This window comes from Nocardia brasiliensis NBRC 14402 (genome assembly GCF_000308475.2).
GTDB classification, from domain to species: Bacteria; Actinomycetota; Actinomycetes; order Mycobacteriales; family Mycobacteriaceae; genus Nocardia; species Nocardia brasiliensis.
This window is the reverse complement of the sequence record NZ_BAFT02000078.1, coordinates 62,552-88,685: the sequence shown is the minus strand read 5'-3', so window position 1 is coordinate 88,685 and position 26,134 is coordinate 62,552. Positions and strand designations below refer to the sequence as shown.

The window sequence follows — 26,134 nt, the reverse complement described above, 5'->3', positions numbered from 1 at the left end:
GGCGGTGCCGACGGTCTGGCCCGCGATCCGGTCGGACCGGCTGCGCTCCATGCCGATCGAGTCGAGGAATGTCGCCAGGTTGGCCTCGGCCATGGCCGCGTTGTCGTTGATCTGGATCGCTTGTTCCTGGTCCATCCAGGTCGGCGCGTCCACCTGCACGTCACCGAAGCGGAACTTGCCCGAGGGCGGCGCGATCGGCGGCACCGGCGCGACCGGGACGGGCGCGTGCAGCACGCCGACCGGGGCCAGGTACTTCTTCTCCGGCAGCGGGCGCGACCACTGCAGCGAGCTGTAGGTGCTGTCCGGGATGTTCAGGCCCTCGTAGGGCATCGCGTTCGGCGGCTCGGCGGCCGGCCACTGGGCCGGCTGGTCGGGCTGCGTCGCGGGATTGGGTTGTGCAGGCTCGGCGTTGGCGGTGCCGGTGCCGACCAGTGCGAGGACCAGCGGAACCGCACCTGCCGCGACCATCGAGCCCACCTTCTGCCGCTGCGGGTTGGGGGCTCTGTGCTTGCCTGTGCCCATAGGTAGATCGCCTTTCGTCAGGTCGGGAATAGCTGTCAGGTTCGACGCCCCACATTCGGATCCATCGGGCACCTGGATGGGTCGAAATTCGGGCGACACAACAGCTTTGACGTTGCCTGGAAATAGCTAACCGCGGGTCTGGGCGGCTGCCCCTCGAACGACTTCGGCGAGGCCGGTCTGGTGGACCGGGCCTCGCCGAAGGGAGCAGGTGCGGGTACGTCAGCTGACGCGGCCCTCCGCCGCGGCTTTGGCCTTCTCCAGCAGCTTGCCGTTGTCCGCGGGCGGCGCGCCGAGCGCGGCGGCGAGCTCGTCCGCGTCTTCTTCGTCGGCATTGACCTGTTCGAGCGCGAGCCGGGCGACCACCCACTGCTCGGTGGCGGCCATCTGACCCCGGCTGCGGCCGAGGAACGTGACGAACCACTGGATCACGGTGACGATCCGGCTGCGGTAGCCGATCAGGTAGTACAGGTGCAGCGCGAGCCAGGCCAGCCAGGCGAAGAACCCGCTGAACTCCAGCTTGCCGACCTGGCACACGGCGTTGAACCGCGACACCGTCGCCATGCTGCCCTTGTTGAAGTACTTGAACGGCTTGCGATCTTGCGGGGCCTGACCGTGCAGGCCCGCCTTGATCTGCTTGGCGGCGTAGGTCGCGCCCTGGATGGCGCCCTGCGCCTGGCCCGGCACGTTCGGCACCGACATCAGGTCACCGACCACGAAGACGTTCGGGTGGCCCTTGATCGTCAGGTCCGGTTCGACGATGACGCGCCCGGCCCGGTCCACCTCGGTGCCGTCGGATCGCTCGGCCAGCATCTTGCCCAGCGGGCTGGCCTGCACGCCCGCCGACCACACCTTGCACGAGGATTCGATCCGGCGGATCGTGCCGTCGGCGTCCTTCACCGTGACGCCCAGCGCGTCGATATCGGTGACCATGGCGTTGAGCTGGATCTCGACGCCCATCTTCTCGAGCCGCTTCTCGGCCTTGCTGCCGAGCTTCGGGCCCATCGGCCCGAGCACCGCGCCCGCGCCCTCCAGCAGCACCACCCGCGCGTCGCGCGGATCGATGTTGTGGAACGTGCCCTCGAGCGTGCGGTCGGCGAGTTCGGCGATCTGCCCGGCCAATTCGACGCCGGTCGGCCCCGCGCCGACCACCACGAAGGTGAGCAGCCGGTCGCGCATCTCCTGGCTGGTGGCCAGCTCCGCGCCCTCGAACGAACCGAGAATCCGGCCGCGCAGTTCCAGCGCGTCATCGATGGTCTTCATACCGGGCGCGAAGGTCGCGAACTGGTTGTTACCGAAATAGGACTGCTGCGCGCCGGTCGCCACGATCAGGCTGTCGAACGGGGTGACCGTGTTCGAGTTGAGCAGCCGGGAGGTGACGGTCTTGGCTTCCAGGTCGATGTCGATGACGTCGCCGAGCAGCACCTGCGCGTTCTTCTGCTTGCGCAGCACCAGCCGGGTCGCGGGCGCGATCTCGCCGACCGAGAGGATGCCGGTCGCGACCTGGTAGAGCAGCGGCTGGAACAGGTGGGAGGTGGTTTTGGAGATCAGTGTGACGTCGACGTCGGCGCGCTTGAGGTGCTTGGTGCCGAACAGGCCGCCGAAGCCCGAACCGATCACCACGACCTGGTGGCGCCGATTCTCCTGCGCACCCGTCGCCCGGCCACTGCGCCCCGCCGAATCGCTACGCGATGCTGTGGTCATTGTTCATCGTCCTGCTCCTCGACAGACCGGGGATACTCTTCCCCCGCGAACGGTTGCTGACAGGTGTCAACCGTAGCCGGGTCGATCGTGGCCGTCGCGGCGACGTCCCTGTTCCGGGTGTGTCGCGGCCCGCCGGCGCCGGAGTGCGTTGCGGCGAACCGACCTTGGGCACCGGCGAAAAAGAATAGGATGAATACGGTCGTTCAGGGAGGTTTGCCATGGTCGCCGGGGACCGGGTCGTTGGCAGAAAAACCAGCGCGCGCGGGAAATCCGGGAGACCGCCCGATTCCGAGAACATCGGATTGATCGAAATACCGCACGACCATCTCCTCGATCGCGCACTCGAGTTGATTCCGGAACGGCACCATATTCTCGCCCGGCCGCCCAGCGGCAGCGAAACCACCCCGGTGCACGGCGACGCCGGCCTGCCGTATCGTGGGCCGGATGCTGCAGTACATGCGGTGGGCCCCGCCGAAATGATGGGCCGGTATCGGAAATACGGTCCGGTCTCGATGAATACTTCGCTCGGGGTCGACCGGGTGCTCGTCGCGGGGCCCGAAGCGCTCGACGAAGTGCTCGGCCGGCGGCGCCGCGATTTCGGCCAGGGCTGGGACTATTTCATCGGACCGTTCTTCCGGCGCGGTCTGCTCTTGCTCGAGTTCGACGAGCACAAATTCCATCGCCGGATCATGCAGCAGGCTTTCACCAGGGACCGGCTGGCGGCGCATCTGGCGGCGCTGACCCCGGTGGTACGCACCAGCGTCGAGCGCTGGGTTCCGCAGGGGGCCGACGCCGAACGGACCGTGCGCCTGTATCCGACGTTCAAGGAACTGACCCTCGATATCGCGGGGGAGATGTTCATGGCCGCCGATGTCGGGCCGCAGCGTCGCGAGCTGGTGGACGCGTTCCTCGACTGCACGCACGCGGCGCTCGCGCTGATCCGGCATCCGGTGCCCGGCGGCAACTGGCGCGCGGGCCTGCGCGGCCGGCGCGTGCTGGAGGACTACTTCCGGGCGATGCTGCCGGACAAGCGGCGGACCGAGACCTCGGACCTGTTCTCCGGCCTCTGCCACGCGCGCAGCGAGGACGGTGGCGTATTCGGCGACGCGGATGTGGTGAACCACATGATCTTTCTGATCATGGCCGCGCACGACACCACCACGACCGCGGCCACCGCGGTCACCTACTACCTGGGCAAGCATCCGGACTGGCAGCAGCGGGTGCGGGCCGAAGTGCTCGCGCTGGATGCCGAAACCGACGGTGCCGCACCGACTATCGCGGATCTGGAGGGCTTGCGCGATCTGGATCTGGTGCTCAAGGAGAGCCTGCGCTTGATGCCGCCGGTGCCCGGTCTGTGCCGGCGTGCGGTGCGCGATACCGAGATCCTGGGCCACTACATTCCGGCGGGCACCCAGGTCGACCTCGCCTATCAGGTCAACCATCTGCTCGACGAATTATGGACCGAGCCAGAGCTGTTCGATCCCGAACGTTTCGACGAGCAACGGCACGAGGACAAATCGCATCGGCTGGCGTTCCTGCCGTTCGGTGCGGGCGCGCACAAGTGCATCGGCATGCACTTCGGCACGTTCGAGGTGAAGACGGTGATCGCCGCGCTGGTGCGTGCCTACACCTGGCAGATCCCCGACGACTATCGGATGCCCTGGGGTTTCACCACCATTCCGTTCCCCAGGGACGGGGCGCCGATTACCCTGCGGCGCCGCTGAACTTGCGCGTCCCGCACCCGGAACGGGTGCGGGACAACAGGTATCAGCGTCCGGCGAACAGCATCTCCGCGACCTTGGTGTCGGTGGCCGCGCCGTCTTCGTAGCCGCCCGCGTCACCCAGTGCGGTCATGATGGCCAGGGTGTACCGCTCGCCGGGACCCGCGAAGCCGACCGAGTTCACCACCCAGCCGCCCTGCTCCTCGGACCAGCCGTTCTTCAGGCCGGGCCGCATCGGCGCGCCCGCGCCCCACACGCCCCAGTGCTGGTTGCTGTCCACCGAGCGCATCCGGTCCAGCAGGTAGGCGCGGTCGTCGGGGTGCATCTGGTTGAGGATGTTGTCCATCAGCCGGTCCAGGTCGGCGGCGGTGCACTTCTGGAACGACCAGTCCGGGAACAGCGCGGTGTTGGTCGGCTGCGGGACCAGGGTGGCCATGCCGTTGGCGCGGAAGGCGTTGTTGAACGCCATCCGGTCCAGGCCCGCGTACTTGGCCCAGAGCACGTCGGTGGCGCGATCGTTGGAGGTGGCCAGCATGGATTCCATCAGGCCGCGATCTTCCGGCGTCAGGTTGATCGCGCCGACCCGGGCCCGGTTCAGCAGATCCTCGGCGATGGCGAGCTTGATGGTGGAGGCGGTCCAGACCGCGTTCTCCGCGTTCGCATTCGCGTACACGCCACCGGAAACCCGGTCGCGCACAACGTAACCGGTGACGCCGGGGCGTCCCTTCAGGTAGTTGTCCACCTTGCTGATCCGATTGCTCATATCGCAGTCGAATCCGGATAGGCAGGCATCGGTATGCGCCAGCGGCACCGGCACGGCGGCCGCGTGCGGGAGCAGGGCGGGCGCGCTCGGGATGAGGATCGCCGCGGCGGCGAGGACACAGGCGGAGGCGGCCACAAGGGGAACGGCGCGGGTGGCGGGCGACGGGTAACGCACGGTGGAACACGATCGCACATCGGAGCCCGAGACGCACGTCTTGAGCTGAAGTCCGGCTTGTGCTATCGCGGCCGTTGCGCGCTTGTGCCCCAGCGGGTTTCAGCCATCCGCGGGTCGTTCAGCGGAACGCGGCCTGCAGTTCCTCTACTGTGCGGCCGTTCAGCCGATAGCAGTGCGCGAACGCCTCGGAGTGCTGATCGCGCGGCCAGGAATGTAGGACGACGGTGCGGCCGTAGCCTCGCGAGTTGACGAGCTCCCAACGGTCTCCCACGCGGCGGACTGTGAACCCGCCCCTCGGGACCAGGGGAATCACCATCGCATCCATGAACGCGAACCAGCCTTTCGGTGCTCTCTCGTTCCTCCCCGGATGAGCACTGTCGCACATCGGCGGCGCGGATCCGAGCGGACACGGCGAAGGAACGTGTTCTGGTGTGGTTTAACTCACTCCCCTTGCTGGGTAGACCATTTGGTCGCTTTGCCGCCCGGGGGCGCGCGGCGTGCGATCGGTGCAGGTGGCCGGGCGTGGCGCGCGGTGGGTGAACGTGTTCGAAGCAGGTCGGGAGCGGTTCATGCTGTGACGTTCCGTTACAGTTAACATGCCGCAATCACGCGGCGCCGTTGTGGGCAGCAGCACAACCGGCCGAACGCTCGATGACGACGCGAGGCGGTGACCATGACCGATATCCGACGGATCTTCCGGGCCTGGTGGCGTGAGCGGGTCGACTACCGCTGGCTGGTCGAGACCTTCGCCTCGCACTCCGCGCTCGCGGCGCTCAAGCTGATGGTCGGCACCGCGGGCTTGGTGATGATGGCGATCACCCTGCTGGCGCTGGTCTCGCACGCCGGTCAGGCCGGGCCGGTCGGCGTCACCCAGGCGATCGCGGTGAGCGTGCTGGCCGGACTCTGGACGTTGCGCTGGTGGTTGCTGCCGTGGCCGTCGGAGCGCGAATCCCTGGTGTGGGTCGCGGCCATCGATATCGGGATCACCGCGAACAACATCCTGGTCCAGGACCGGCTGCTCGGCGCCTTGGGCATCGTCCTGCTGGCCACCACCGGCGGGTACGTGACGATCTTCCACGGGCCGCGAATCCTGGCCTGGCATCTCGGCTGGTCGCTGCTGTCGATCGTGCTGCTGGCCGTGCTGCTGGTGATCGGCGAGCCGGGCGACAACGCGCACGCCACCGGCGATCCGGCGCTGGCCGTCGGCGTGGTGCTGGCCAATCTCGCGGTGACCGGTGTGGTTTTGCCGGTCGTGCAGTTCTGCCACTGGTTGCTGCGCCTGGACGCGCTGTCCGATCCGCTGACCCGCCTGCTGAACCGGCGCGGCCTCGATTCCCGCCTCGCGCAGTACGCGCACCGCGGCCGGGGTGGCCCGGTCTACGTCGTGATCATCGATCTGGACCGGTTCAAGGCCGTCAACGACACCGCCGGGCACTCGCTCGGCGACGAGGTACTGGTCCGGACCGCGGACTGCCTGCGCGCCGCGGTACCGCCGGACGCCGTCGTCGCGCGCACCGGCGGCGACGAGTTCGTGGTGGTCGGCACGCTGCGCGCGGAGGCGCTCGAGGTGCTGGCCGAACGGATGCGGCGCGCGATCGCCGCGACGGACACCCTGCCGATCCCGATCACCGCGAGCATCGGCACCGCGGTATCGGATCAGAACGCGGTAACGAGCATGCGAGACCTGTTCCGGCGCGCCGATTCCGCCATGTACCGCGCGAAACAGCTGGGCGGCAACACCGTCATCGCCGGACGCCCCGACGGAGCCGCGCAAATGGTGCTGGATTGAGCGGGAACTCGGCGACCGCGCGCCGTGCCGCGCGGGTGATCCAGTGGATCGCCGTGCTGCGCCGGTGATCCGGTAGCGGATCGCCGTGCTGTGCGGGTGATGCGGCGGTGGACTGCCGTGCTGAGCCGGTATCCGGCGGTGGGCCGCAGTGCCGCGCGGGTGACGCAAGATCGCTGTGCTGCGCCGGTGATGCGGCGGTGGACTGTCGTGCTGTGCTGGTGTCCGGCGGTGGGCTGCCGTGCTGAGCGGTGATCCGGGGGCGGGCCGCCGCGTCCGGCTGGTGCTCCGGCAGGGGATGGGTCGACCGGTACGGCGCTTCGGCGGGTAGTGCGCTCGCCGCGCGGGGGTTGGGCGTATAAACGTGCGGGATGTCGCGTGGTCCCGAACGCGACCGAGGAGTCGCGCGAATTCCACCCCGCAGTCCGACACCGCACCGATCGAGAGGGCGCCGATGCCGTTGCACATTCACCGTGCCGAACGCGCCGACGTGCTGGCGGACGAGCTGGCCGGGTTGCTGGCCACTCCGCTGCCGGACCCGTTCGCGGCGGAGGTGGTGGCGGTGCCCGCGAAAGGCGTGGAACGGTGGCTGACCCAGCGCCTGTCCGGGGTGCTCGGCGTCTCCGGTGAGTCGGGTGCGATGGCGTTCGCCCCGTCGACCGGTACCGCGTCGACCGACGGCGTGGCCGCGAACATCCAGTTCCCGTCGCCTGCCGCGCTGGTCACCGCGGCGCTGGCCGCGGCGAGCGGTATTCGGCCCGAAGACGATCCGTGGGCGCCGGACAATCTGGTGTGGACTTTGCTGCGGGTGATCGACGCCTCGCTCGGCCAGCCGTGGTGCGCGGTGCTGACCCGGCATCTGGGCGCGCAGGACGGCGCCGGACGCGATCATCGGATCGGCCGCCGCTACGCCACCGCCGCGCACCTGGCCGCGTTGTTCGACAGCTATGCGAGCCAGCGGCCCGCCTTGATCGTGGCGTGGGCCGCGGCGTCGGACACCGACGGCGCGGGCAATCCGGTACCCGAGGACCTGTTGTGGCAGCCGGAACTGTGGCGGCGCCTGCGGGCCGAGGTCGGTACGCCGAGCCCGGCGGAGCGGCTCGACGCCGCCTGCGCACGGCTGCGCGCCGAACCGGAACTCGTACCGCTGCCCGCGCGCTTCTCGTTGTTCGGCGCGACCCGGATCACGACCGATCAGCTCGCCGTGCTCAGCGCCCTCGCGCAGACCCGGGACATCCATGTGTGGCTGCCGCATCCGAGCCCGGTGATGTGGCGCGCGCTGAGCACGGCGCCCGCGGCGGGCACCCGCGCGGCCGACCGCAGCGCCGCGGCGGTGCAGCACCCGTTGCTCGCGGGGCTCGCCCGGGACGTGCGGGAGCTGCAGCAGCGACTGGCCGGCGTGGTCGACACCGACACCCACCATCCGGTCTCGAATGCCGCTGAACCGCTGTCTGATTCGGCGGATACCACGTTGCTCCGCGCGATACAGGCGGGCCTTCGCGACGATCGGTGGCCGCCCGCCGCGGTCCGCGCGGGTGACGGGACGGTGCAGGTGCACGCCTGTCACGGCCCCGCGCGCCAGGTCGAGGTGTTGCGCGAATGCCTGCTCGGCCTGTTCGCCGCGGACGACACGCTGGAGCCGCGCGACGTGCTCGTCATGTGCCCCGAAGTGGAGACCTACGCCCCGCTGGTACGGGCGGCGTTCGGTCAGCAGAGCGCGGGTTCTGCGGGGCCCGTACCGGATTCGGCCCATCCGGCGCACGGGCTGCGGGTGCGGCTCGCCGACCGCGGCCGCGGCGTCACCAATCCGCTGCTGGCGGTGATCGGTGTGCTGCTCGAGCTGGCCGACGGGCGGGTCACCGTCACCCAGGTGCTGGATCTGGCGGCGGCCGAAACCGTCCGGCGGCGTTGTGGTTTCGACGACGACGATATCGAGCGGCTGCGCGAGTGGGCCGCCGAATCGGGCGCGCGCTGGGGGATCGGCCAGCGGCAGCGGCAGGCCTTCGGCCTCGCCGACTTCGCGCAGAACACCTTGAACAGCGCGGTGGACCGCATCCTGCTCGGCGTGACCGCGGGCGAAACCTCCGAGGACTGGCTCGATCTCGCGTTGCCGCTGGACGACGTGGACAGCAACGATGTCGACCTGGCCGGCCGGTTCGCGGAGTTCATCGATCGGCTAGCGGTGTGCCTGCGCGATCTGCGCGGCCCCCGGCCCGCGCACGAGTGGGCGGCGGTCCTGGGCCGCGCGCTGGATCTGCTGACGGACGTGCCGAATTCGCAGTCCTGGGTGCGTACCGAGGCCCGCACCGAACTCGCCGCCGCGATCGAGCGTGCCGGCGAGATCGACCTACGGCTCGCCGACGTCGAGGTGCTGCTGCACGCGCGGCTGGCCGCCCGCCCCACCCGGGCCAACTTCCGCACCGGCGAACTGACCGTGTGCACGCTGGTGCCGATGCGTTCGGTGCCGCACCGGGTGGTGGTGCTGCTCGGCCTGGACGACGACGTGTTCCCGCGGGCAGGCGGGGTGGACGGCGACGACGTGCTGGCGCGCGATCCACTACTCGGCGAACGGGATCCGCGGAGCGAGGATCGTCAGTTGCTGCTCGACGCCGTCCTCGCGGCGCAGGAGCAGCTGCTGGTGTTCCACACCGGGGCCGACCCGGTGAGCGGCGCGCACCGCCCGCCCGCCATCCCGGTCGCCGAGCTGCTCGACGTGCTGCGGGCGCACGTGGGTGGGCCGGGTATGGACACGGTGGTGACGCGGCATCCGTTGCAGGGCTTCGACCGTCGCAATTTCCGGGCCGACGCGCCGTTCAGTTTCGACACGGTGGCGCTGGCCGGCGCGGTGTCCGCGGGGCAGCCCGCGCAACCGCGTCCCGCGTTCCTGCCCGAGCCGCTGTCCACCCCGGACCTCGCCGATGTCGCACTGGCCGACCTGATCTCGTTCGTCGAGCACCCCGTGCGCGCGTTCCTGTGGCAGCGGCTCGGCCTGCGCGTGCCGGAGCACGACGAGGACATCGCCGACCGGTTGCCCATCGAACTCGACGGGCTGGCCAAATGGGAACTCGGTGAGCGCCTGCTCGCCGCCCGCCTGACCGGCGCCGACCCGGCGGCCCTGCGCGCCGCCGAATGGCGCCGGGGCACCTTGCCGCCCTTCGGTTTCGGCGCCGCGGTGCTGGACGAGGTCGAGCACACGGTGGACAAACTGGTCCGCGCGTCGCAGGCCGATTACGCGGGTCCGGTGCGGGCCGTCGACGTCGCGGTCGATCTCGGCAACGGCCGCAGGCTCACCGGGACCGTGCCCGAGGTGCGCGGGGAAACCCTGGTTCGCACTACATTCTCCCGGCTCGCCCCGAAACACCGGATCGCGGCGTGGGTTTCGCTGCTCGCCCTCGCGGTCACCGAGGATCGGTCCTGGCGGGCCGTCACCACCGGACGTGGCCAATTCGGCCGTCCCGCCTGGCGTTCGGAGATCACCGCGCCCGAAATGCCTGCCGCGCGCACGATCCTGCGTGAACTCGTCGCGCTGCGCGACGCCGGACTCACCGAGCCGTTGCCGATCGCGCCGGGCGCCACCGCCGCGTACGCCGAACGTCGTTTCCGCGGCGCCACCGTCGAGGAGGCCGTCGTCGCCGCGGAGCGCGAGTTCAACGGCGGTCCGAACGGGCCGGGCCCGTTCGGCGACCACACCGACCGCCACCTGCGCTACGTGTGGGGTCCCGCGCCTCGCCTCGAACACCTGATGGAGGTCCCCGCCCAGGCCGGCGAGCCCGGCGAGACCACCCGCTTCGGCGCACTCGCCCGGCGCCTGTGGGCGCCGCTGCTGACCGCGGAAAGCCAGGGTCAGCCGTGAGCGGTGCGGCAGTGCGACGCGTCATGCGTGTCGGTGGGCCGGATGCGCGCACCGACCGGGCAGAATGGCCCTTTCGGCGGGTCGAGAGGCGGGTGTTCGCGTGACCGTACAAGACACCTCGTTCGTGGTGCCCGAGGTCGACGGGCCCGACGCCTTCGAACCCTACGGCCCGCTGCCCACGGGGACGACCGTGCTGGAGGCGAGCGCCGGAACGGGCAAGACGCACGCGATCGTCGGGCTCGCGGTGCGGTATGTCGCCGAGGCGGGCATCGACGTCGCCGAACTGCTGCTCGTCACCTTCAGCCGGGCCGCGACGCAGGAGTTGCGTGAGCGAACCCGGGATCGATTCGTACTGGTCGCGGCGGGCCTGGCGGATCCCGAGCTGGCCCGCGCGCACGCCGACGACCTGGTCCGCTACCTGGCCCAGGCCGACCCGGACGAGGTGCGGCGCCGGCGCGCCCGCCTGCTCGCCGCGCTGTCGGATTTCGATGCGGGCACCATCGCGACCACGCACAGCTTCTGCCAGCGGATGCTCGACGAGCTCGGTCTCGCCGGCGAGCACGACCCGGGCGCGCGGCTGGTGGAATCGGTCGACGACCTGGTCGGCACGGTCGCCGACGACCTCTACCTGAATCGGTACGCCCGTGCCGAACCGCCGTTCACGGTGAAGGAATCACACACCCTGGCGCTGGCCGCGGTGCAGGATCGGCACGCCATGCTGGTGCCCGCCGGGGACTCCGCGGCGGGGGAGCGGGTGGCGTTCGCGACCGCCGTCCGGGCCGAAACCGAACGCCGCAAGCGGCTGGCGGGGCTGCGCGACTTCGACGACCTGCTGGTGCTGCTGCACGAGGTGCTCGCCGATCCCGACCACGGGCCCCGGGCCTGCCGGCGCATCCGCGCGCGCTATCGGGTCGCGCTGGTCGACGAGTTCCAGGACACCGACCCATTGCAGTGGGACATCCTGCGCCGCGCCTTTCACGGCCACACCACGATGGTGCTCGTCGGCGATCCGAAGCAGGCGATCTACGCCTTCCGCGGCGCGGAGGTGCTCAGCTACCTGGATGCGGTCGCGCACGCCGACACCCGTAAGGAGCTCACCACCAACTGGCGCAGCGACGCGGGGCTGATCGCCGCGCTGGACCACCTGCAAGGCGGTGCGGCGTTGGGGCACAAGGAGATCAGCGTCTATCCGGTCGCCGCCACCCGCCCGTGGTCGCGGCTGAGCGGACCCGAGGAACTGCGCACTCCGCTGCGCGTGCGGTGTCTCACCCGCACCGGCGCGGGTCCGCTGAACAAGTCCGGTTTTCCGGCCGTCGGCCGGATGCGCGCGAAGGTCGCCGACGACCTGGCCGCTGACATCGTCCGGCTGCTCGAGTCCGGGACGACCCTGGACACCGCCCCGCACCGGCCCCGTAACTCGCCGAACGGTACTGAGCCGCAGCGGAATTCGGTAGACGGCGCGACTGGCGCAGACGGTGACGCGCTGCCGCCGGAGTATCGGCCGATCGGCCCCGGCGATATCGCCGTGCTGGTCCGGACGCGCTCGCAGATCGACGTCGTGCGAGCGGCACTGGATCGGGTGGGCGTGGCCTCGGTGCTCGCCGGTGGCACCAGCGTGTTCGCGACCGGCAGCGCCACCGATTGGCTCTGGGTGCTGCGCGCGCTCGAACAGCCGCATCGCGCCGACCGGGTGCGCCTCGCCGCCTGCACCCCGTTGCTCGGGGTCACCGCCGCCGAGATCGACAGCGGCGGCGCGGATCTGGTCGGACGGGTGAGCGCGCAATTGCGCGACGCGGCCCGGTTGTTCGCGCGCGCGGGTTTCGCCGCAGTCTTCGAGAAGATCTCGGCCGAGGCCGATCTGGCGCACCGGCTGCTCGCGGTCGAGAACGGCGAGCGTCAGCTCACCGACCTGCGCCACGTCGCGCAGCTGCTCGATCAGGTGGCGCTCACCGAATCGCTCGGGCTCACCGCGCTGACCCGCTGGCTGGCCGATCGGGTGCGTGATCCCGCCTCGGGCACGGTCGCCGACCGCAGTCGCCGGCTCGACCGCGACGCCGCGGCCGTGCAGATCGCCACCGTGCACGCCAGCAAGGGCCTCGAATTCCCGATCGTCTACTTGCCTTTCGCCTGGGACAACGCGAAGAACCCGTATCCGGCGACGCTGCTCTTCCACGACGACAACGGTGCGCGGGTGCTCGACGTCGGCGGCCCGGACGCGTCCGGCTACGCGGAACGCAAGCTGCGCAGCGAATCCGAGGAGGCGGGCGAGGAACTGCGCCTGCTCTACGTCGCGCTGACCCGCGCCATGTGCCAGGTCGTCGCCTGGTGGGCGCCCGCGATCACCACGGCTGCCTCGCCACTGCACCGGATGGTGCTCGGCAGGCCCGACGGTGGCGACACCGTGCCGCCCCGCGCGTCCGTCCCCGCGGATACCGCTGCGCCAGGGCTGCTTTCGGCCTGGGCCGGGGGAGCGGGGGCGGCCATCTCGGTGACCGCGGTGGCGGGCACCGAGGACGTGACGATCCAGCGGGTGCGCAGCGAGCGGGAAACCGGCGCACTCGCCGTCGCGCGCTTCGAGCGCACCCTCGACCAGAACTGGCGCCGGACTTCGTATTCGGCGCTGACCGCCGCCGCGCACGGCCCCGCCACGGTCGCGCCGGAACTCGAACCCGAGGACGGCCGGGAGCCCGGGGACGAGCCGGAGGAAGCGCCCGTCGCCGCGCTCGAGGAGGTGTTCGGGGGCGCGCCCTCGCTGATGAACGCGCTGCCCTACGGCGCGGAGTTCGGCACCCTGGTGCACGGCGTACTGGAGCTGATCGATACGGACGCACCGGATCTGGCCGCCGAGGTGACCGGGCAGTGCCGCGCCGTGGTCGGCGAACTCATGGCCGAGGTGGACCCCGACCTGCTCGCCGCGGCGCTGCTCGCCGTGCTGCGCACGCCGATGGATGTCGGCGCGCTCGCCGATATCTCCAGCCGGGACCGATTGAACGAACTGGAATTCGAGCTGCCGCTGGCCGGCGGTGACGCACCGCGCGCCACCTCGGCGACGCTGCGCCGGATCGCCGATCTGCTGCGCGCGCATCTGCCCGCTGACGATGACCTCTTCGGGTACGCCGACCACTTGGCCACGCTCGACGACCTTCCGCTGCGCGGCTATCTCACCGGCAGCATCGATGCCGTGCTGCGGGTCGCCGCCGGCGCCGACACCCGCTACGTGATCGTCGACTACAAGACCAACCGACTGGGCACCGGCGATCTCACCGTCGAGCACTACACCCGCGAGCGGATGGCCGCCGAGATGCTCCGCTCGCACTACCCGTTGCAGGCGCTGCTGTATTCGGTTGCCCTGCACCGCTATCTGCGGTGGCGGTTGCCCGGCTACGACCCGGCCCGCCACCTCGGTGGCGCCCGCTACCTGTTCGTCCGCGGCATGGTCGGCGCCGAAACCCCGCCGGGTCACGGCGTCTTCGACTGGGATCCGCCCGCGCCGCTGATCGTCGCGTTGTCCGCGCTGCTGGCCGGGGACGTGCAGTGAGCGCAGACAGCATCGCCAGGGCCGCGGCCGCGCGGCAGCGGTGCGTTTCCGGCGAGCGGAGGCCGCGGTGACCTCGATCCAGTTGGCGCAGCGCGGAACCGGGCTGTTGCGCACCTTCAACGAGGCGGGCGTGCTCTCGGCCGCCGACGTGCACGTCGCGGTGCGGCTGGGCCGTTTGGGGCGGGAGGAGACCGGCGAGGTGCTGTTCGCGGCGGCCCTGGCCGTGCGCGCGGTGCGTTCCGGCTCGGTCTGTCTCGAGCTGTACCGGATGCGCGAGATCGGCATCGACGCCGACGAGACCTGGGACACCGGCGAGCGGATCGACCCGGCGACCCTGCCGTGGCCCGATATCGAGGCGGTCGTGGCCGCGCTGCGGGTGAGCCCGCTGGTGACCGGCGGCCCGGCTGGCCCGTTGCGGCCGTTACGGCTGGTCGAATCGCAGGGCCGCGACGATTCCGGCCCGCTGCTCTACCTCGATCGGTACTACCAGCAGGAGCAGACCGTGCGCCGGGTGCTCACCGAGCGCTCCGGCGACCATCCGGTGGTGGATCCGAATATCGTCCGGCGCGAACTGGATCGGCTGTTCGACGCGTCGATGGACGGGACGCCGGACCGGCAGCGGCTGGCCGCCGCGCTCGCCGCGACGCACTGGACCACCGTGGTGGCGGGCGGTCCGGGCACCGGCAAGACGCACACCATCGCGCGCATCATCGGCCTGCTCGATGCGCACCGCAAAGCCAATCCCAAACTGCCCGCGCTGCGGATCGCGCTGGCCGCGCCGACGGGCAAGGCCGCGGCCCGGCTGCAGGAGGCGGTGCGCGAACAGGCGGCGGCGCTCGGGCTGCCCGATCTGACCGCCGCCACGCTGCACCGGCTGCTCGGCTGGCAGCGTGGCCGCACCACCCGGTTCAAGTATCACGAGTTCAACCGCCTGCCCTACGACGTGATCGTCGTCGACGAGACCTCGATGGTGTCGCTGACCATGATGAGCAGGCTGTTCGCCGCGCTGCGCCCGGACACCAGGCTGGTGCTCGTCGGCGACCCCGATCAGCTCGCCTCGGTGGACGCGGGCGCGGTGCTCGCCGACCTCGTCGCGGGTCCCGTCGCGGGCACCCCGAATCCGGTGCTCGATCAGGTCCTCGGCGCGGATGCGCCGGAACAGCATCCGGCCGCCCTGAGCGCGCTGGAGCGCACCCGGCTGCGCGGCGGCATCGTCCGGCTGACCCGGGGCCGCCGCTTCGGCGGCCGGATCGCGGACCTCGCGGTGGCGGTCCGCGCGGGCGACGCCGACACCGCGCTCGAGCTGCTGCGCGCGGGTGGGGACGAGCTGTCGCTCAGCGCGCCCGACGAAATGGCCGCCGTGCGTGCCGATGTCGTGACCGCGGCGCGCGCGGTGACCGCCGCGGCGCTCGACGGGGACGCGGCGGGCGCGTTGACCGCGCTGGAATCGCACCGGCTGCTCTGCGCGCACCGGCAGGGCCCGTTCGGCGTCGAGCGCTGGGATCGGATGGCGGCCGAATGGGCGGCCGCCGGCGGAGCGGGGCCTGAATCCCACTATGCGCCTTGGTATCCGGGGCAGCCGCTGCTCGTCACCGCGAACGATCACGAGGCGCGCATATACAACGGCGACACCGGCGTCGTGGTGCGCATGCCCGACGGGTCGCTGCGCGCCGCGTTGCAACGCGGCAGCGAGCCGTATCTGGTGCACCCCACCCAGTTCCCGGCCGTGGTCACCGTGTTCGCCATGACCATCCACCGCAGTCAGGGCAGCCAGTACGACACCGTCTCGGTGGTGCTGCCCGAACCGGAGTCGACCCTGCTGACCAGGGAGTTGCTCTACACCGCGATCACCCGCGCCCGCCGCCACGTCCGCATCATCGGCACCGACGAGTCGATCCGGGCCGGTATCGCGCGGCGCGTGCTGCGCGCCAGCGGGTTGTCCCGGCCCACCGGGGCGGACGGGCGGTGACCGGCGGATCTCACGTTTCCGGCGGCCCGCGCGTCTACCCGGTGTGAGATTGCCTCCGTTCGAGGAAGTGGTGGCCGAGTACGGCCCGATGGTGCTGCGCGTCTGCCGGGCGGTGCTCGGCCCGACGGACGCGGCCGACGCGTGGTCGGAGACGTTTCTCTCCGCGCTGCGCGCCTACCCCGACCTGGACGCCGACGCGAACATCGAGGCCTGGCTGGTCACCATCGCGCATCGGCGCGCGATCGATGTCGGACGCGCACTGACCCGCGCGCCCGTCCCCGCCGAGACGCTGCCCGAGCGTCCCGCCGCGAGCCCCGACCCGGCGGACTACGATCCCGACCTCTGGGCCGCCTTGAAAGCGTTGCCGCCCAAGCAACGTCAGGCGGTCGCCTACCACTACCTGGCAGGCCTGCCGCACGCCGAGATCGCCCGGCTGCTCGGCAATTCCACCGACGCCGCCCGCCGCGCCGCCGCCGACGGCCTCAAAACGCTGCGCAAGCTCTACCCGAAGGATGAGACATGATGGCCACCATCGACCGTGGCGACCCGGACGGCCTGTTCGACGGCCTCGCGTCCGGCGACGCCGAGCTGCTGGCGGTGCTGCGGCGCCGACTGGCCGAACAGGCGCAGGACGCGGACCTGCTCGATGTCGCCTACCGGACCGTGGACACCCCGGTCGGCACGCTGCTGCTCGCGGCCACCCCCGACGGGTTGGTGCGCGTCGCCTACCCCAACGAGAACCACGACGCGGTGCTGCACTCGCTCGCCGAGCGGGTCAGCCCCAGGGTGCTCGCGGCACCCGCGCGCCTCGATACCGCGGTCCGCCAGCTCGACGAGTATTTCGCCGGTGCGCGAACACATTTCGATCTGCCGCTGGATCTGCGGTTGACGGCCGGTTTCCGGCGGCAGGTGATCGAGCAGCTGAGCGCGATCGGCTACGGCCGCCGGGAAAGCTATGCCGCGGTCGCGGCCGCGGTCGGCAATCCCCGCGCGGTGCGCGCCGTCGGTTCGGCCTGCGCGCACAACCCGCTGCCCGTGGTGATCCCGTGCCATCGGGTGGTCCGCAGCGACGGCTCGATCGGCCAGTACGTGGGCGGCAGCGCCGCCAAGTCCACGCTGCTCACCCTCGAAGCCGCATGAATCCCCGTGCCGCGCAGGCCGAGTGCCGCGCGCCGACAATCCGCTGAACTCTGGAGGCGGTATGAACGACACGAAAACCTTTGTTGCACTGGCTGATCGCGTGGCCGCGCAACCCTGGCCCGCCCTCGTCGAGGAGTTGGATGCGTACGGCTGCGCCCAGACCGGCCCACTGCTGACCCCGGCCGAATGCGCCGAATTCACCGGCATGTGGGAGGACCCGGGGCGATTCCGCTCCACCATCGATATGGCCCGTTACCGCTTCGGCCAGGGCACCTACCGCTATTTCGCCGACCCGGTACCCGAACCGATCATGGCGCTGCGCGCGGCGTTCTACCGAAAGCTGTTGCCCGTCGCGCGTTCCTGGGCCGAACGGCTCGGTGATCCGGCGCCGTGGCCCGACGATTTCGCGGACTGGCTGGCCGCCTGTCATGCCGCGGGGCAGACCAAGCCGACGCCGATCCTGTTGCGCTACACCGCGGGTGACTGGAATGCACTGCATCGCGACCTCTACGGCGACCTGGTCTTCCCATTGCAGGTCGTGCTCGGCCTGGACCGGCCGGGCGTCGACCACACCGGCGGGGAGTTCCTGCTCGTGGAGCAGCGTCCACGCGCCCAGTCGAAGGCCACCGTCACGGTGCTCGAACAGGGACACGGCCTGATCTTCACCACCCGCGACCGCCCGACGCCGTCGAGTCGCGGCTGGTCCCGTGCGCCGGTCCGGCACGGCGTCAGCCGGATTCGCGGCGGGCTCCGGCACACGCTGGGCCTGGTTCTGCACGACGCGCAATAGCGCTCGGATGTACACGCTGCTGGACGGTGCGGGCCGCCCGTACCGGAGCCCGACCCCGGGCCGGTACGGCGGCCATCGGCGCGGCAAGCTTTACGGGCGACTCGACTGCCCGTCCGCGCTGCGCGCGCTGTCGCGTGGCGCCTACCGCGCGCAGCGGGTGTTCTTCGCCGACGAGGCCACCGCGCTCAGCGCGGGTTACCGCCCGTGCGCGGTCTATCTGCCCGCGCGGTACGCGGCATGGAAAGCATTACAGCAGAACGGCTCCGAGTGATCTCACGTTCCAGCCCGGGCGGGCGTCTACCTGGCGACGAGATCGAACAAAGGAGCCAAGTATGAATACCGCCGCCCGTATCGTGCACGCCTCGGTCCTGGGAAACCTGCGGCTGGCGGCGGGGCCCGCGGGTCTCACCCGCGTCGAGTTCACGAACGCACCGGCCGTCGCGCCGACCGCCGAGAACTCCTGTGCCCTGGAGTATCTGCTCGCCGCGGTCCGCCAGATCGACGCCTACCTGGCGGGTACCCGCCGCGAATTCACCGTGCCCCTGGACCGTTCCGGTTGGAGCGCCTTCGATCGTGACGTGCTGGCCGCACTCGAGACCGGCACGCCGTACGGCCACACCACCACCTACGGCGCACTGGCCCGCGTGCTCGGACGTGGTCCCGCCGACGCCCGCAAGGTCGGCGGTGCGCTCGCCCGGAACCCGCTGCTGCTGCTCATTCCGTGCCATCGTGTGCTCGGCGCGGGCGGGGCGCTCACCGGTTACGCAGGCGGGTTGCCCGCGAAACGCGCGCTGCTCGACCTCGAATCCGCCGATCTCCGTTTGCCCTTGGCGGTCTGACCCGGCAGTGGCGAGCGCCGAGCTACTTCCGGACGGAGACGGTTGTGGTCAGGCTCAGGCCCCGATGGCCCGAGCCAGGTGCGGCCACGAGTCGTGCAGGTCGGTCTCGAACTGTCCCCAGGTGTGCGCGCCCTCGGGCCGGTTGACGTGGATCACCGGCAGTCCGAGCTGGGTCAGCCGGGCCGCGAAGGCCGCCGTGCACGAGCTCGCGATCGCCTCGACCGGCGGGAACGGCAGCCCACCCTCGTCGATCGCGCCCGGCGTGCCGGTCGCGGCGGACAGGTAGATCGTCTTACCGGCGAGCGCGGCCGCGTTGGCGAAAGCGTCGTGCACCCGCCAGATCGCGTCGCCGGGCGCGCCCCACATATTTGCCGTGTTCGCGCCGCCCCGTCCCACCTGCGCGTTGATCATCGCGGTGCCGAGCGCGTCGGCGGTCCACGGGCAGCCGCTGTATGCCGCGACCGCGCTGTACAGGGGGCCGGACTGGATCGCGAGATCCACCGCCGAGCCCGCGCTCATCGACACTCCCGCGATCGCATTGCGCCCGGTGCTGCCGAGCCGGGCGTCGAGCACGCCGGGCAGTTCCTGGGTGAGGTAGGTCTGCCACTTGTTGCGGCCGATCACCGGATCGTCGGCCACCCAGTCGGTGTACAGGCTGAACTTGCCGCCGACCGGCATCACCACGTTGACGTGCTTGTCCGCGAAGAATTCCCGCACATCGGTGTCGTCCCACCAGGAGATGCCGTCCTCGCCGCCGCCGATGCCGGTCAGCAGGTACAGCGTCGGTGCGGACCCGCCGGCGGCCCGGATCACGCGGTTGCTCACCACGCGATCCATCGCGGGTGAGTACACGTCGATGCGCGAGATGGTGTCGGCCAGGGGCACCTCGTCCACCAGGCGCGCCTGCGCCGCGGCGGGCCGCACGGCCAGCACGGTCAGCACGAGGCAGGCGGCCAGCACCCCGGCCGCGGAGATCAAAGACTTTGAAACCGGCATGGTTTCGCTATACCGCCGGATGATCATGATGAAACCCCCTGTGCCGCGACCCGATCCAGAGCTGTCCGGCCGCTGCTGCCCGGCCGCGGGCCGAATCGCCCACGCATGCCGTGCCGTGCCTCCGCACCGCAGTTACCGTCCGGCTTCCAGGCTACGAGCCGCAGCGGCAGTGCGGTGGCCCTGAGAAAGAGGGGCACCACAATCCGGGTCGGCCTCGGCGTCCGCCGGTCCGTGCGGCCCTGCAATACGCTGCTCTTCCGAGATCGGCGACCGGAGGACCTATGACCAATGACCAGCAGCCGGCCGGCCGCAAGAAGGACGCGGCGGGCACCAGGGCCGCGATTCTGGCGGCGGCCCAGGAGCTGTTCGCCGAGCGCGGCTACGAGCGTGCCACGGTGCGCGATATCGCGGCGCGCGCCGAGGTGAATCAGGCGTTGCTGTTCCGGTACTTCGGCAACAAGGACGAGCTGTTCCGGGCGTCGCTCGCCGATCGCGAGCGGCGGGTGCTCGAGCAAGGCCCGGCCGAAACCCTGCTCGGCCGGGTGCTCGCGCGGGCGTTGCAGTCCGAGGGCGAACCGGCCCGCGGCAACTGGCTGCAGGCCGCCTTGCGCTCGAGCGGCCACGACGAGGGGGCCTCGGCGATCCGGCGGGAACTGGGCGACGACTATGTGCGCGCGCTGTCCTCGCTGAGCGAGGACCCGGACGCGGAGTTGCTGGCCGATCTGGTGCTCGCCTGGGTACTCGGCATCGGGCTGATGCGCTCGGTGCACCGGCGCGAACCGCTGGGGAGCGCCGATCCCGCGGTGGTTGCCCGGCATGTGCTGCGGGCGGCGCAGGTGCTGCTCGCCGGCGTCGACGTGAATTTCCCTCCGCCGTAACGGAATCCGTCCGTTGACTGGGCACTGTGCGCTGCCTAACATGGGATGAATGTAAGCGCACGCTTACATCGCCCAGTGCCGGCGTCGGGAAAGGGAGAGCTCATGACCGCGAGTGCCGAGGTTCGCCGATACCCCTTCGGTGAGCCGTTCCGTCTCGATATCGACCCGCTCTACGCGAAGCTGCGCCGCGAGGAGCCGATCACGCGCGTCCAGCTGCCCTACGGCGGTGCGGGCTGGCTGGTCACCCGCTACGAGGACGTCAAACTCGTGCTCGCCGACCAGCGCTTCAGCCGCAGCGCGGCGGTGGAGCGCGAGGACATCCCGCGGGCCACACCCGAACCCGCGCGCCGCAATTCGTTGCTCAGCATGGACCCGCCCGAGCACAGCAGGCTGCGCAAGCTGGTGGCCAAGGCGTTCACCGGTCGCCGCGTCGAGCTGCTGCGCCCGCGCGCGCAGGAGATCGTGGACGAGCGCTTGGCCGCGATCGAACGGCTCGGCCCGCCCGCCGATCTGGTCGAACAGCTCGCGCTGCCGCTGCCGGTCACGGTGATCTGCGAAATGCTCGGGGTCCCACCGCGAGACCAGCATCGATTCCGTGACTTCTCCGACACCGTGTTGTCCACCACCGCCTACACGCGCGAGCAGATCGCCGCGGCGCGGGTGAATCTGGAGGCCTACCTCGCGGAGTTGGTCGCGCAACGCCGGGCGGCGCCGACCGATGACCTGCTCGGCGCGCTGGTCGCGGCCCGGGACGACGAGGACCGGCTGACCGAGGACGAATTGGTCAATCTCGGTATCGGCCTGTTGATCGCGGGCCACGAGACGACGGCCAACCAGCTGGCGAACTTCACCTACGTCCTGCTCACCAACCCGGGGCAGTGGGAAATGCTCTGCGCCCGACCGGATTCGGTCCCCGCGGCGATCGAGGAACTGCTGCGCTACGTCCAATTGGGTTCCGGCGGTTCGTCTCCCAGGATCGCCACCGAAGACCTCGAACTCTGCGGCGTCACCGTGCGGGCGGGGGAGGCGGTTTTCGTGAACACCCAGGCCGCCAACCGTGACGAGGCCGTGTTCGCCGACCCGGAGACCCTCGATCTGGCCCGGCAGCACAACCCGCACTTGGCTTTCGGGCACGGTGTGCACCACTGCCTCGGCGCGCAACTGGCCCGGGTCGAGCTCCAGGTGGCGCTAGGCTCGTTGCTGCGGCGGTTCCCGACCCTGCGCCTCGCGGTGCCGGTCGAGGACGTGCCCTGGAAAACCGGCCTCCTGGTGCGGGGGCCGAAGGCGCTACCGGTGAGCTGGTGAGACTCATGACCGAGCAGAAATGGCAGATCACAGTCGACCGAGAGCAGTGTCTCGGTTCCGGCATGTGCGTCGGGATGGCACCCGAACATTTCACCCTGGTCGACGGACGCTCCAGCCCGATCGCCGACACCGTCGCGCCGGACGAATTCGTCGTCGACGCCGCCGAATCGTGCCCGATCGAGGCGATCCGGGTGCTGGCCGCCGGCACCGGCGAGGTCATCGCACCCGGTCCCTAGCGGATACAGCCGTCCGAACCACGATTACCTGCGGCGATAGGGTGAAGCTCACGTTGCGTCAACGGTAGGTGCCGTCCTACTGTCGATCCGCGTGCCGAGTTGGATGACCAGGAGAAGTCCGACCTGAGGCGGTGACCCGATGGCCGACGGGCGATCGATGTTTCGAACGTGGTGGCAAGACCCGGTCGACTATCGCCGACTGGTCGAGACCTTCGGGTCCCATGCGGCGCTGGGCCGATTCAAGTTCATGCTCGGCGCCGGTGGCATCGTCATGCTGACCATCGCGGTGCTCGCCTCGATCGCGCAGGGGGACGTGGCCGGTCCGGTCGGCGAGGTGCAGGGCATCGTGGAAGCGCTCGTCGCTGGCGCTTGGACGGTGCGCTGGTGGTTCCTGCCGTGGCCGCGGGAAAAAGAGTCGCTGCTCTGGATCGTCTTCTTCGATCTCGATACCGCCGCCAACGACGTGCTGGTGCACGACCGGGTCGTCGGGGTCCTCGGGGTGGTGCTGCTGACCGCGATCGGCGCGTATGTGACCGTCTTCCACGGTCCGCGGGTGCTCGCGCTGCACATCGGCTGGACGCTGCTGACGAGCGTGGTGCTCGCGACGTTGATGGTCCAGGGCGCGCTGGCGGACAACGGGCCGACCACGCGTACGGCCGATCTCGCCCTCGGCCTCGCGGTGGTGCTGGTGATGATGGTCGTGGTCGGCGTGATGCTGCCGTTCATCCAGTTCAGTCACTGGCTGCTGCGCAAGGACGCGCTCTCGGATCCGCTGACCGGGCTGCTGAACCGGCGCGGGCTCGACAACCGGTTGCCGTCGTATCTCGGCCACGGCCGCCGCGGCGCCGCCTATGTCGCCACGCTGGACCTGGACCGCTTCAAGGTCGTCAACGACACCTTCGGACATCCGTTCGGTGACGAGGTCCTGGTGTGTACGGGCGAGCGGTTGCGTGCGGCCGCCGACGCCGACGCGCTGATCGCGCGTACCGGCGGCGAGGAGTTCGTGGTCGTCGGCCATCTCCGCGAGGACCCGGCGGCGGTCGGCGAGCGGTTGCGCGACGCGCTCGCGACCATGCCGGACCTGCCGGTGCGGATCACGGCCAGCGTCGGCGTCGCGGTGCTCGATCCGTGCCATCCCAAGGCCGTCTACACCCCGGCGCTCTATCGCGAACTGCTGCGCGGCTCCGACTCAGCGATGTACCGGGCCAAGCGGCTCGGCGGCAACGCCGTGGTGGTCGCCGAGCAGAACGAACCGAACTCGGCCCGGCCGTGGCGCGTCCCGGACCGGCGCGCCATGGCGGACCTGCGGTGGCATCCGGAGATGCTGTACCGGGGTTGAGGCTCAGTTGCCTTGGGCGGCAGCCGAAACCGGTTGCCACCGCTGCCAGAGCGCGAGCCGGGACTCGTACTCCGCGGTCGCGATGGACAGTGGGATCTCGCCGAGGAACATGCGCAGCGGCGGCTGGTCCGCGTCGACGACCGCCAGGATCGCCGCGCCGGTTGCTGTGGGGTCCCCGGAGCGCTGCACGGCCCGCTGTGCGGCCCGGCGCTCCCGCACCGCGTCGTAGGCCGGGTTGGGGGTCGCGTGCTTGGACGACGGACCGGCCCAGTCCGTGCCGAACCCGCCGGGTTCGATCAGCGTCACGTGGATGCCGAACTCCGCGACCTCCTGGGCCAGCGACTGCGAGAACGCCTCCAGCGCCCACTTGGACGCGTGGTACGCGCCGAGGTTCATGAACGCCGCGATGCCGCCGATGCTGGAGACCTGCAGAATGTGTCCGCTGCCCTGGGCGCGCAGGATCGGCAGCGCCGCCTGGGTGACCCACAGCGCGCCGAACACGTTGGTCTCGAACTGGGCGCGGAACTCGTCCTCGGTCAGTTCCTCGATCATGCCGAACTGTCCGTAGCCCGCGTTGTTGACGACCACGTCGAGCCGGCCGAAGTGCTGTGCGGCTTGCTGTACCGCGGCGAAGTCGCCCGCCCGATCGGTGACGTCCAGCCGGATCGGCAGGAACGTCTCGGGATACCGGGCGGTGAGATCGTCGAGCGTGCTCAGGTCGCGGGCGGTGCCGGCGACGCGGTCACCGCGGCTCAGCGCGGCAAGCGCCCATTCTCGACCGAAACCACGGGAGACGCCGGTGATGAACCAAATTTTGCTCATGACTGCACGGTAGCCACCTGGAGTGCACTCCAAGCAAGGATGGAATGCGTAACGCCCCGCCGAACTCGGCAGCGGCCGGTCAGTCGCCGTCGGCGGGTGGTGCACGGCCCCCGCGCGTTATGCTCGCCGTCGATCAGCATGCGTTCGACGGGAAGGATCGTAGTGTTAGGGGTGGGTGACACATTCGCCGACTACCTCGTCGACGGCGTGCTCGGACAGGGAGGGATGGGCACCGTGTACCGGGCCCGGCATCCGCGGCTGCCCCGGCTGGTCGCGCTCAAACTGCTGCATCGGGCGATCTCGGAGGATCCGGAACTGCGCCGCCGGTTCGAGCAGGAGGCCAATGTCGTTGCCCGACTGGAACATCCGGGCATCGTCGGCATCTACGATCGCGGCACCCAGGACGGGCACCTGTGGATCTCCATGCAGTACGTCGCGGGTACCGATGCGGCGCGGATGAATCCGCGCGCCACGGCGCCCGCGCAGATCGTGCGGCTCGTCGCCGAGACCGCCGACGCGCTCGACTACGCGCACAGCCGCGGCGTGTTGCACCGTGACATCAAACCCGCGAATATCCTGCTGGCCGAACCGGACTCCGGGCGCGGGCCGCGGGCGATCCTCACCGATTTCGGCATCGCCCGCCAGCTCGACTCCGACACCAAGCTGACCGCCACCGGCACGTTCACCGCCACTCTGGCCTACGCCTCGCCCGAGCAGCTCTCCGGTGAGACCATCGATCATCGCGCCGACCAATATTCGCTCGCCTGCACGCTTTTCACGCTGCTGGCCGGGCAGACGCCGTTCCCCGCGACCAACCCGGGCCAGATCATCGCGGGCCACCTCGCCAAACCGGTGCCGCGGCTCAGCGACAGCCGCCGCGATCTTCCCGCGGGGCTGGACGAGGTGATCGGTCGCGCGATGGCCAAGCAGCGACACGAAAGATTCGCCACCTGTAGCGAATTCGCGCATGCCGCGGCGGCCGCGCTGCATCGGCCCGCGGTACCCGCAGCTCGACTGTCGCCGACGGTGCACAACGCGCGGCCTGAATCCGCGCGAGCGGAACCCTCGCGGGCAGAACCGCAGCGTCCGCACCCGCAGCGACCGGAACCGCAGCGACTGGAACCGCAGCGTCCGGAACCCCGGCGCGCCGAGCCGCAGCGTCCCGAGACGCGCCGGGCCGCCGTCGAGGACGGCGATGCGCAGCGCCGGGCCGTCCCGACGATGGTCGCCCAGCCGCCGAGCGCGGCCGGGTCCGGCGGTGCGTCGGTCTATCCGTGGAACATGTCGCCGGTGGGTGATCCGCCGCCGCCCTCGGGCGCGACCGCGCGGACCGCCGCCGTGCTCGCCGGGATGTACGGCCTGATCTCGCTGCTCCCGGCTTTCGCCGCCGCGACCGAACTGCGGTCGGGCAGACAGCGGGGACCGGGCTTCGACTTCACCCTCGAGTACCTCGCGCTCGGTTTCGTGGGCGCGTTGCTGTCGGTCGTGCTGATCTTCGGTGCCGTGGCTTTGCTGGCGCGCAAGCGCATCGGCCGCACGGTGGTGGTCGGCGGGTGCGGCCTCGCCGTGCTGGCCGCGTTGCTCGGCTTGGCGGCCAGCGTGGCGAACCACTACCCGGTCGGCCGGACGTTCTGCAGCGGCGGGCTGGTCCTGTTCCTGATTCCGCTGTGGTGCGCGCTCGCGCCCGCGACCGGTCGATGGCTCGCCTATCGACGCCCTGCTCGCCGCTGACAGCGGTCCGGCTCGCTAGGGTAGCGGTGTG

General features: G+C 70.6%; 21 protein-coding genes. 15 read left to right on the top strand and 6 right to left on the bottom strand.

The window, feature by feature from the left end; genetic code table 11:
- Window positions 1–468, bottom strand: a 468-nt coding sequence (locus TY25_RS28225; RefSeq protein WP_052383242.1) for a hypothetical protein, incomplete at its 3' end; no start/stop codon positions are given.
- Window positions 469–741: 273 nt separating this feature from the next.
- Window positions 742–2,223, bottom strand: a complete 1,482-nt coding sequence (locus TY25_RS28220; RefSeq protein ID WP_042261007.1) for an NAD(P)/FAD-dependent oxidoreductase — start codon at window positions 2,221–2,223, stop codon at window positions 742–744.
- A 302-nt stretch (window positions 2,224–2,525) separates the two neighbouring features.
- On the opposite strand from TY25_RS28220, the gene TY25_RS28215 reads away from it, so the two are divergent.
- The gene (locus TY25_RS28215; RefSeq protein ID WP_236639152.1) at window positions 2,526–3,947 is read left to right on the top strand and encodes a cytochrome P450; all 1,422 of its coding nucleotides are present in this window, start codon (window positions 2,526–2,528) and stop codon (window positions 3,945–3,947) included.
- A gap of 43 nt (window positions 3,948–3,990) precedes the next feature.
- On the opposite strand, the gene TY25_RS28210 is transcribed toward TY25_RS28215, so the two are convergent.
- Both TY25_RS28210 and TY25_RS28205 read right to left on the bottom strand, forming a co-directional pair.
- A complete protein-coding gene (locus TY25_RS28210; RefSeq protein ID WP_226887277.1) occupies window positions 3,991–4,881 on the bottom strand; it encodes a serine hydrolase in 891 nt (296 codons plus the stop codon).
- A gap of 118 nt (window positions 4,882–4,999) precedes the next feature.
- A complete protein-coding gene (locus tag TY25_RS28205) occupies window positions 5,000–5,152 on the bottom strand; it encodes a hypothetical protein (protein ID WP_226887278.1) in 153 nt (50 codons plus the stop codon).
- A gap of 402 nt (window positions 5,153–5,554) precedes the next feature.
- On the opposite strand from TY25_RS28205, the gene TY25_RS28200 reads away from it, so the two are divergent.
- The 9 genes from TY25_RS28200 to TY25_RS28160 all read left to right on the top strand — a co-directional run bounded on the left by TY25_RS28200 (window position 5,555) and on the right by TY25_RS28160 (window position 18,796).
- Window positions 5,555–6,670: a GGDEF domain-containing protein gene (locus TY25_RS28200; RefSeq protein ID WP_052383239.1), complete on the top strand. Its 1,116-nt coding sequence runs from the start codon at window positions 5,555–5,557 to the stop codon at window positions 6,668–6,670.
- A 451-nt stretch (window positions 6,671–7,121) separates the two neighbouring features.
- The gene (gene recC, locus TY25_RS28195; RefSeq protein WP_042261005.1) at window positions 7,122–10,520 is read left to right on the top strand and encodes an exodeoxyribonuclease V subunit gamma; all 3,399 of its coding nucleotides are present in this window, start codon (window positions 7,122–7,124) and stop codon (window positions 10,518–10,520) included.
- A 100-nt stretch (window positions 10,521–10,620) separates the two neighbouring features.
- The gene (locus TY25_RS28190) at window positions 10,621–14,058 is read left to right on the top strand and encodes a UvrD-helicase domain-containing protein (protein ID WP_042261003.1); all 3,438 of its coding nucleotides are present in this window, start codon (window positions 10,621–10,623) and stop codon (window positions 14,056–14,058) included.
- Between the two features lie 67 nt (window positions 14,059–14,125).
- A complete protein-coding gene (recD, locus tag TY25_RS28185) occupies window positions 14,126–16,027 on the top strand; it encodes an exodeoxyribonuclease V subunit alpha (RefSeq protein ID WP_042261045.1) in 1,902 nt (633 codons plus the stop codon).
- A 49-nt stretch (window positions 16,028–16,076) separates the two neighbouring features.
- Entirely contained in the window at window positions 16,077–16,550 is a 474-nt protein-coding gene (locus TY25_RS28180; protein ID WP_029899029.1) for an RNA polymerase sigma factor, read from the top strand.
- A complete protein-coding gene (locus TY25_RS28175; RefSeq protein WP_172595809.1) occupies window positions 16,550–17,167 on the top strand; it encodes a methylated-DNA--[protein]-cysteine S-methyltransferase in 618 nt (205 codons plus the stop codon). The genes TY25_RS28180 and TY25_RS28175 overlap by 1 nt, the downstream gene beginning before the upstream one ends.
- A gap of 61 nt (window positions 17,168–17,228) precedes the next feature.
- A complete protein-coding gene (locus TY25_RS28170; protein ID WP_042261039.1) occupies window positions 17,229–17,957 on the top strand; it encodes a 2OG-Fe(II) oxygenase in 729 nt (242 codons plus the stop codon).
- Between the two features lie 7 nt (window positions 17,958–17,964).
- On the top strand, window positions 17,965–18,228 hold the full coding sequence (locus tag TY25_RS28165; protein WP_042261001.1) for an Ada metal-binding domain-containing protein: 264 nt from the start codon (window positions 17,965–17,967) through the stop codon (window positions 18,226–18,228).
- A 61-nt stretch (window positions 18,229–18,289) separates the two neighbouring features.
- Window positions 18,290–18,796, top strand: coding sequence for a methylated-DNA--[protein]-cysteine S-methyltransferase (locus TY25_RS28160; RefSeq protein ID WP_042261000.1), 507 nt, complete (start codon window positions 18,290–18,292; stop codon window positions 18,794–18,796).
- A gap of 54 nt (window positions 18,797–18,850) precedes the next feature.
- Here the strand turns inward: TY25_RS28160 and TY25_RS28155 are convergent, their stop codons facing one another.
- On the bottom strand, window positions 18,851–19,792 hold the full coding sequence (locus tag TY25_RS28155; protein WP_172595802.1) for an alpha/beta hydrolase: 942 nt from the start codon (window positions 19,790–19,792) through the stop codon (window positions 18,851–18,853).
- 281 nt (window positions 19,793–20,073) lie between these two features.
- On the opposite strand from TY25_RS28155, the gene TY25_RS28150 reads away from it, so the two are divergent.
- From TY25_RS28150 to TY25_RS28135, 4 genes are all read left to right on the top strand, one after another.
- Complete coding sequence (locus TY25_RS28150; protein WP_042260996.1) at window positions 20,074–20,670, top strand: TetR/AcrR family transcriptional regulator; 597 nt, start codon at window positions 20,074–20,076, stop codon at window positions 20,668–20,670.
- A gap of 102 nt (window positions 20,671–20,772) precedes the next feature.
- A complete protein-coding gene (locus TY25_RS28145) occupies window positions 20,773–21,975 on the top strand; it encodes a cytochrome P450 (RefSeq protein ID WP_042260994.1) in 1,203 nt (400 codons plus the stop codon).
- 5 nt (window positions 21,976–21,980) lie between these two features.
- Window positions 21,981–22,211 (top strand): ferredoxin, encoded by a 231-nt coding sequence (locus tag TY25_RS28140; RefSeq protein WP_029899037.1) that lies wholly within the window; start codon window positions 21,981–21,983, stop codon window positions 22,209–22,211.
- 157 nt (window positions 22,212–22,368) lie between these two features.
- Complete coding sequence (locus TY25_RS28135; protein ID WP_226887279.1) at window positions 22,369–23,550, top strand: sensor domain-containing diguanylate cyclase; 1,182 nt, start codon at window positions 22,369–22,371, stop codon at window positions 23,548–23,550.
- Window positions 23,551–23,553: 3 nt separating this feature from the next.
- On the opposite strand, the gene TY25_RS28130 is transcribed toward TY25_RS28135, so the two are convergent.
- Window positions 23,554–24,372, bottom strand: a complete 819-nt coding sequence (locus TY25_RS28130; RefSeq protein ID WP_042260992.1) for an SDR family oxidoreductase — start codon at window positions 24,370–24,372, stop codon at window positions 23,554–23,556.
- Window positions 24,373–24,543: 171 nt separating this feature from the next.
- On the opposite strand from TY25_RS28130, the gene TY25_RS40830 reads away from it, so the two are divergent.
- Window positions 24,544–26,103 carry a protein kinase domain-containing protein gene (locus TY25_RS40830; protein WP_052383237.1) on the top strand — a complete coding sequence of 520 codons (1,560 nt, stop codon included), beginning with the start codon at window positions 24,544–24,546 and terminating at the stop codon, window positions 26,101–26,103.
- Window positions 26,104–26,134 lie beyond the last annotated feature (31 nt).

Bases quoted from the DNA above. Each gene is read 5' to 3' on its own strand.
- TY25_RS28140 (WP_029899037.1), top strand. From the start codon at position 21,981: ATGACCGAGCAGAAATGGCAGATCACAGTCGACCGAGAGCAGTGTCTC.
- TY25_RS28175 (WP_172595809.1), top strand. From the start codon at position 16,550: ATGGCCACCATCGACCGTGGCGACCCGGACGGCCTGTTCGACGGCCTC.
- TY25_RS28130 (WP_042260992.1), bottom strand. From the start codon at position 24,372: ATGAGCAAAATTTGGTTCATCACCGGCGTCTCCCGTGGTTTCGGTCGA.
- TY25_RS28170 (WP_042261039.1), top strand. From the start codon at position 17,229: ATGAACGACACGAAAACCTTTGTTGCACTGGCTGATCGCGTGGCCGCG.
- TY25_RS28160 (WP_042261000.1), top strand. From the start codon at position 18,290: ATGAATACCGCCGCCCGTATCGTGCACGCCTCGGTCCTGGGAAACCTG.
- TY25_RS28220 (WP_042261007.1), bottom strand. From the start codon at position 2,223: ATGACCACAGCATCGCGTAGCGATTCGGCGGGGCGCAGTGGCCGGGCG.
- TY25_RS28155 (WP_172595802.1), bottom strand. From the start codon at position 19,792: ATGCCGGTTTCAAAGTCTTTGATCTCCGCGGCCGGGGTGCTGGCCGCC.
- TY25_RS28165 (WP_042261001.1), top strand. From the start codon at position 17,965: ATGTACACGCTGCTGGACGGTGCGGGCCGCCCGTACCGGAGCCCGACC.
- TY25_RS28135 (WP_226887279.1), top strand. From the start codon at position 22,369: ATGTTTCGAACGTGGTGGCAAGACCCGGTCGACTATCGCCGACTGGTC.
- TY25_RS28200 (WP_052383239.1), top strand. From the start codon at position 5,555: ATGACCGATATCCGACGGATCTTCCGGGCCTGGTGGCGTGAGCGGGTC.
- TY25_RS28145 (WP_042260994.1), top strand. From the start codon at position 20,773: ATGACCGCGAGTGCCGAGGTTCGCCGATACCCCTTCGGTGAGCCGTTC.
- recC (WP_042261005.1), top strand. From the start codon at position 7,122: ATGCCGTTGCACATTCACCGTGCCGAACGCGCCGACGTGCTGGCGGAC.
- TY25_RS28150 (WP_042260996.1), top strand. From the start codon at position 20,074: ATGACCAATGACCAGCAGCCGGCCGGCCGCAAGAAGGACGCGGCGGGC.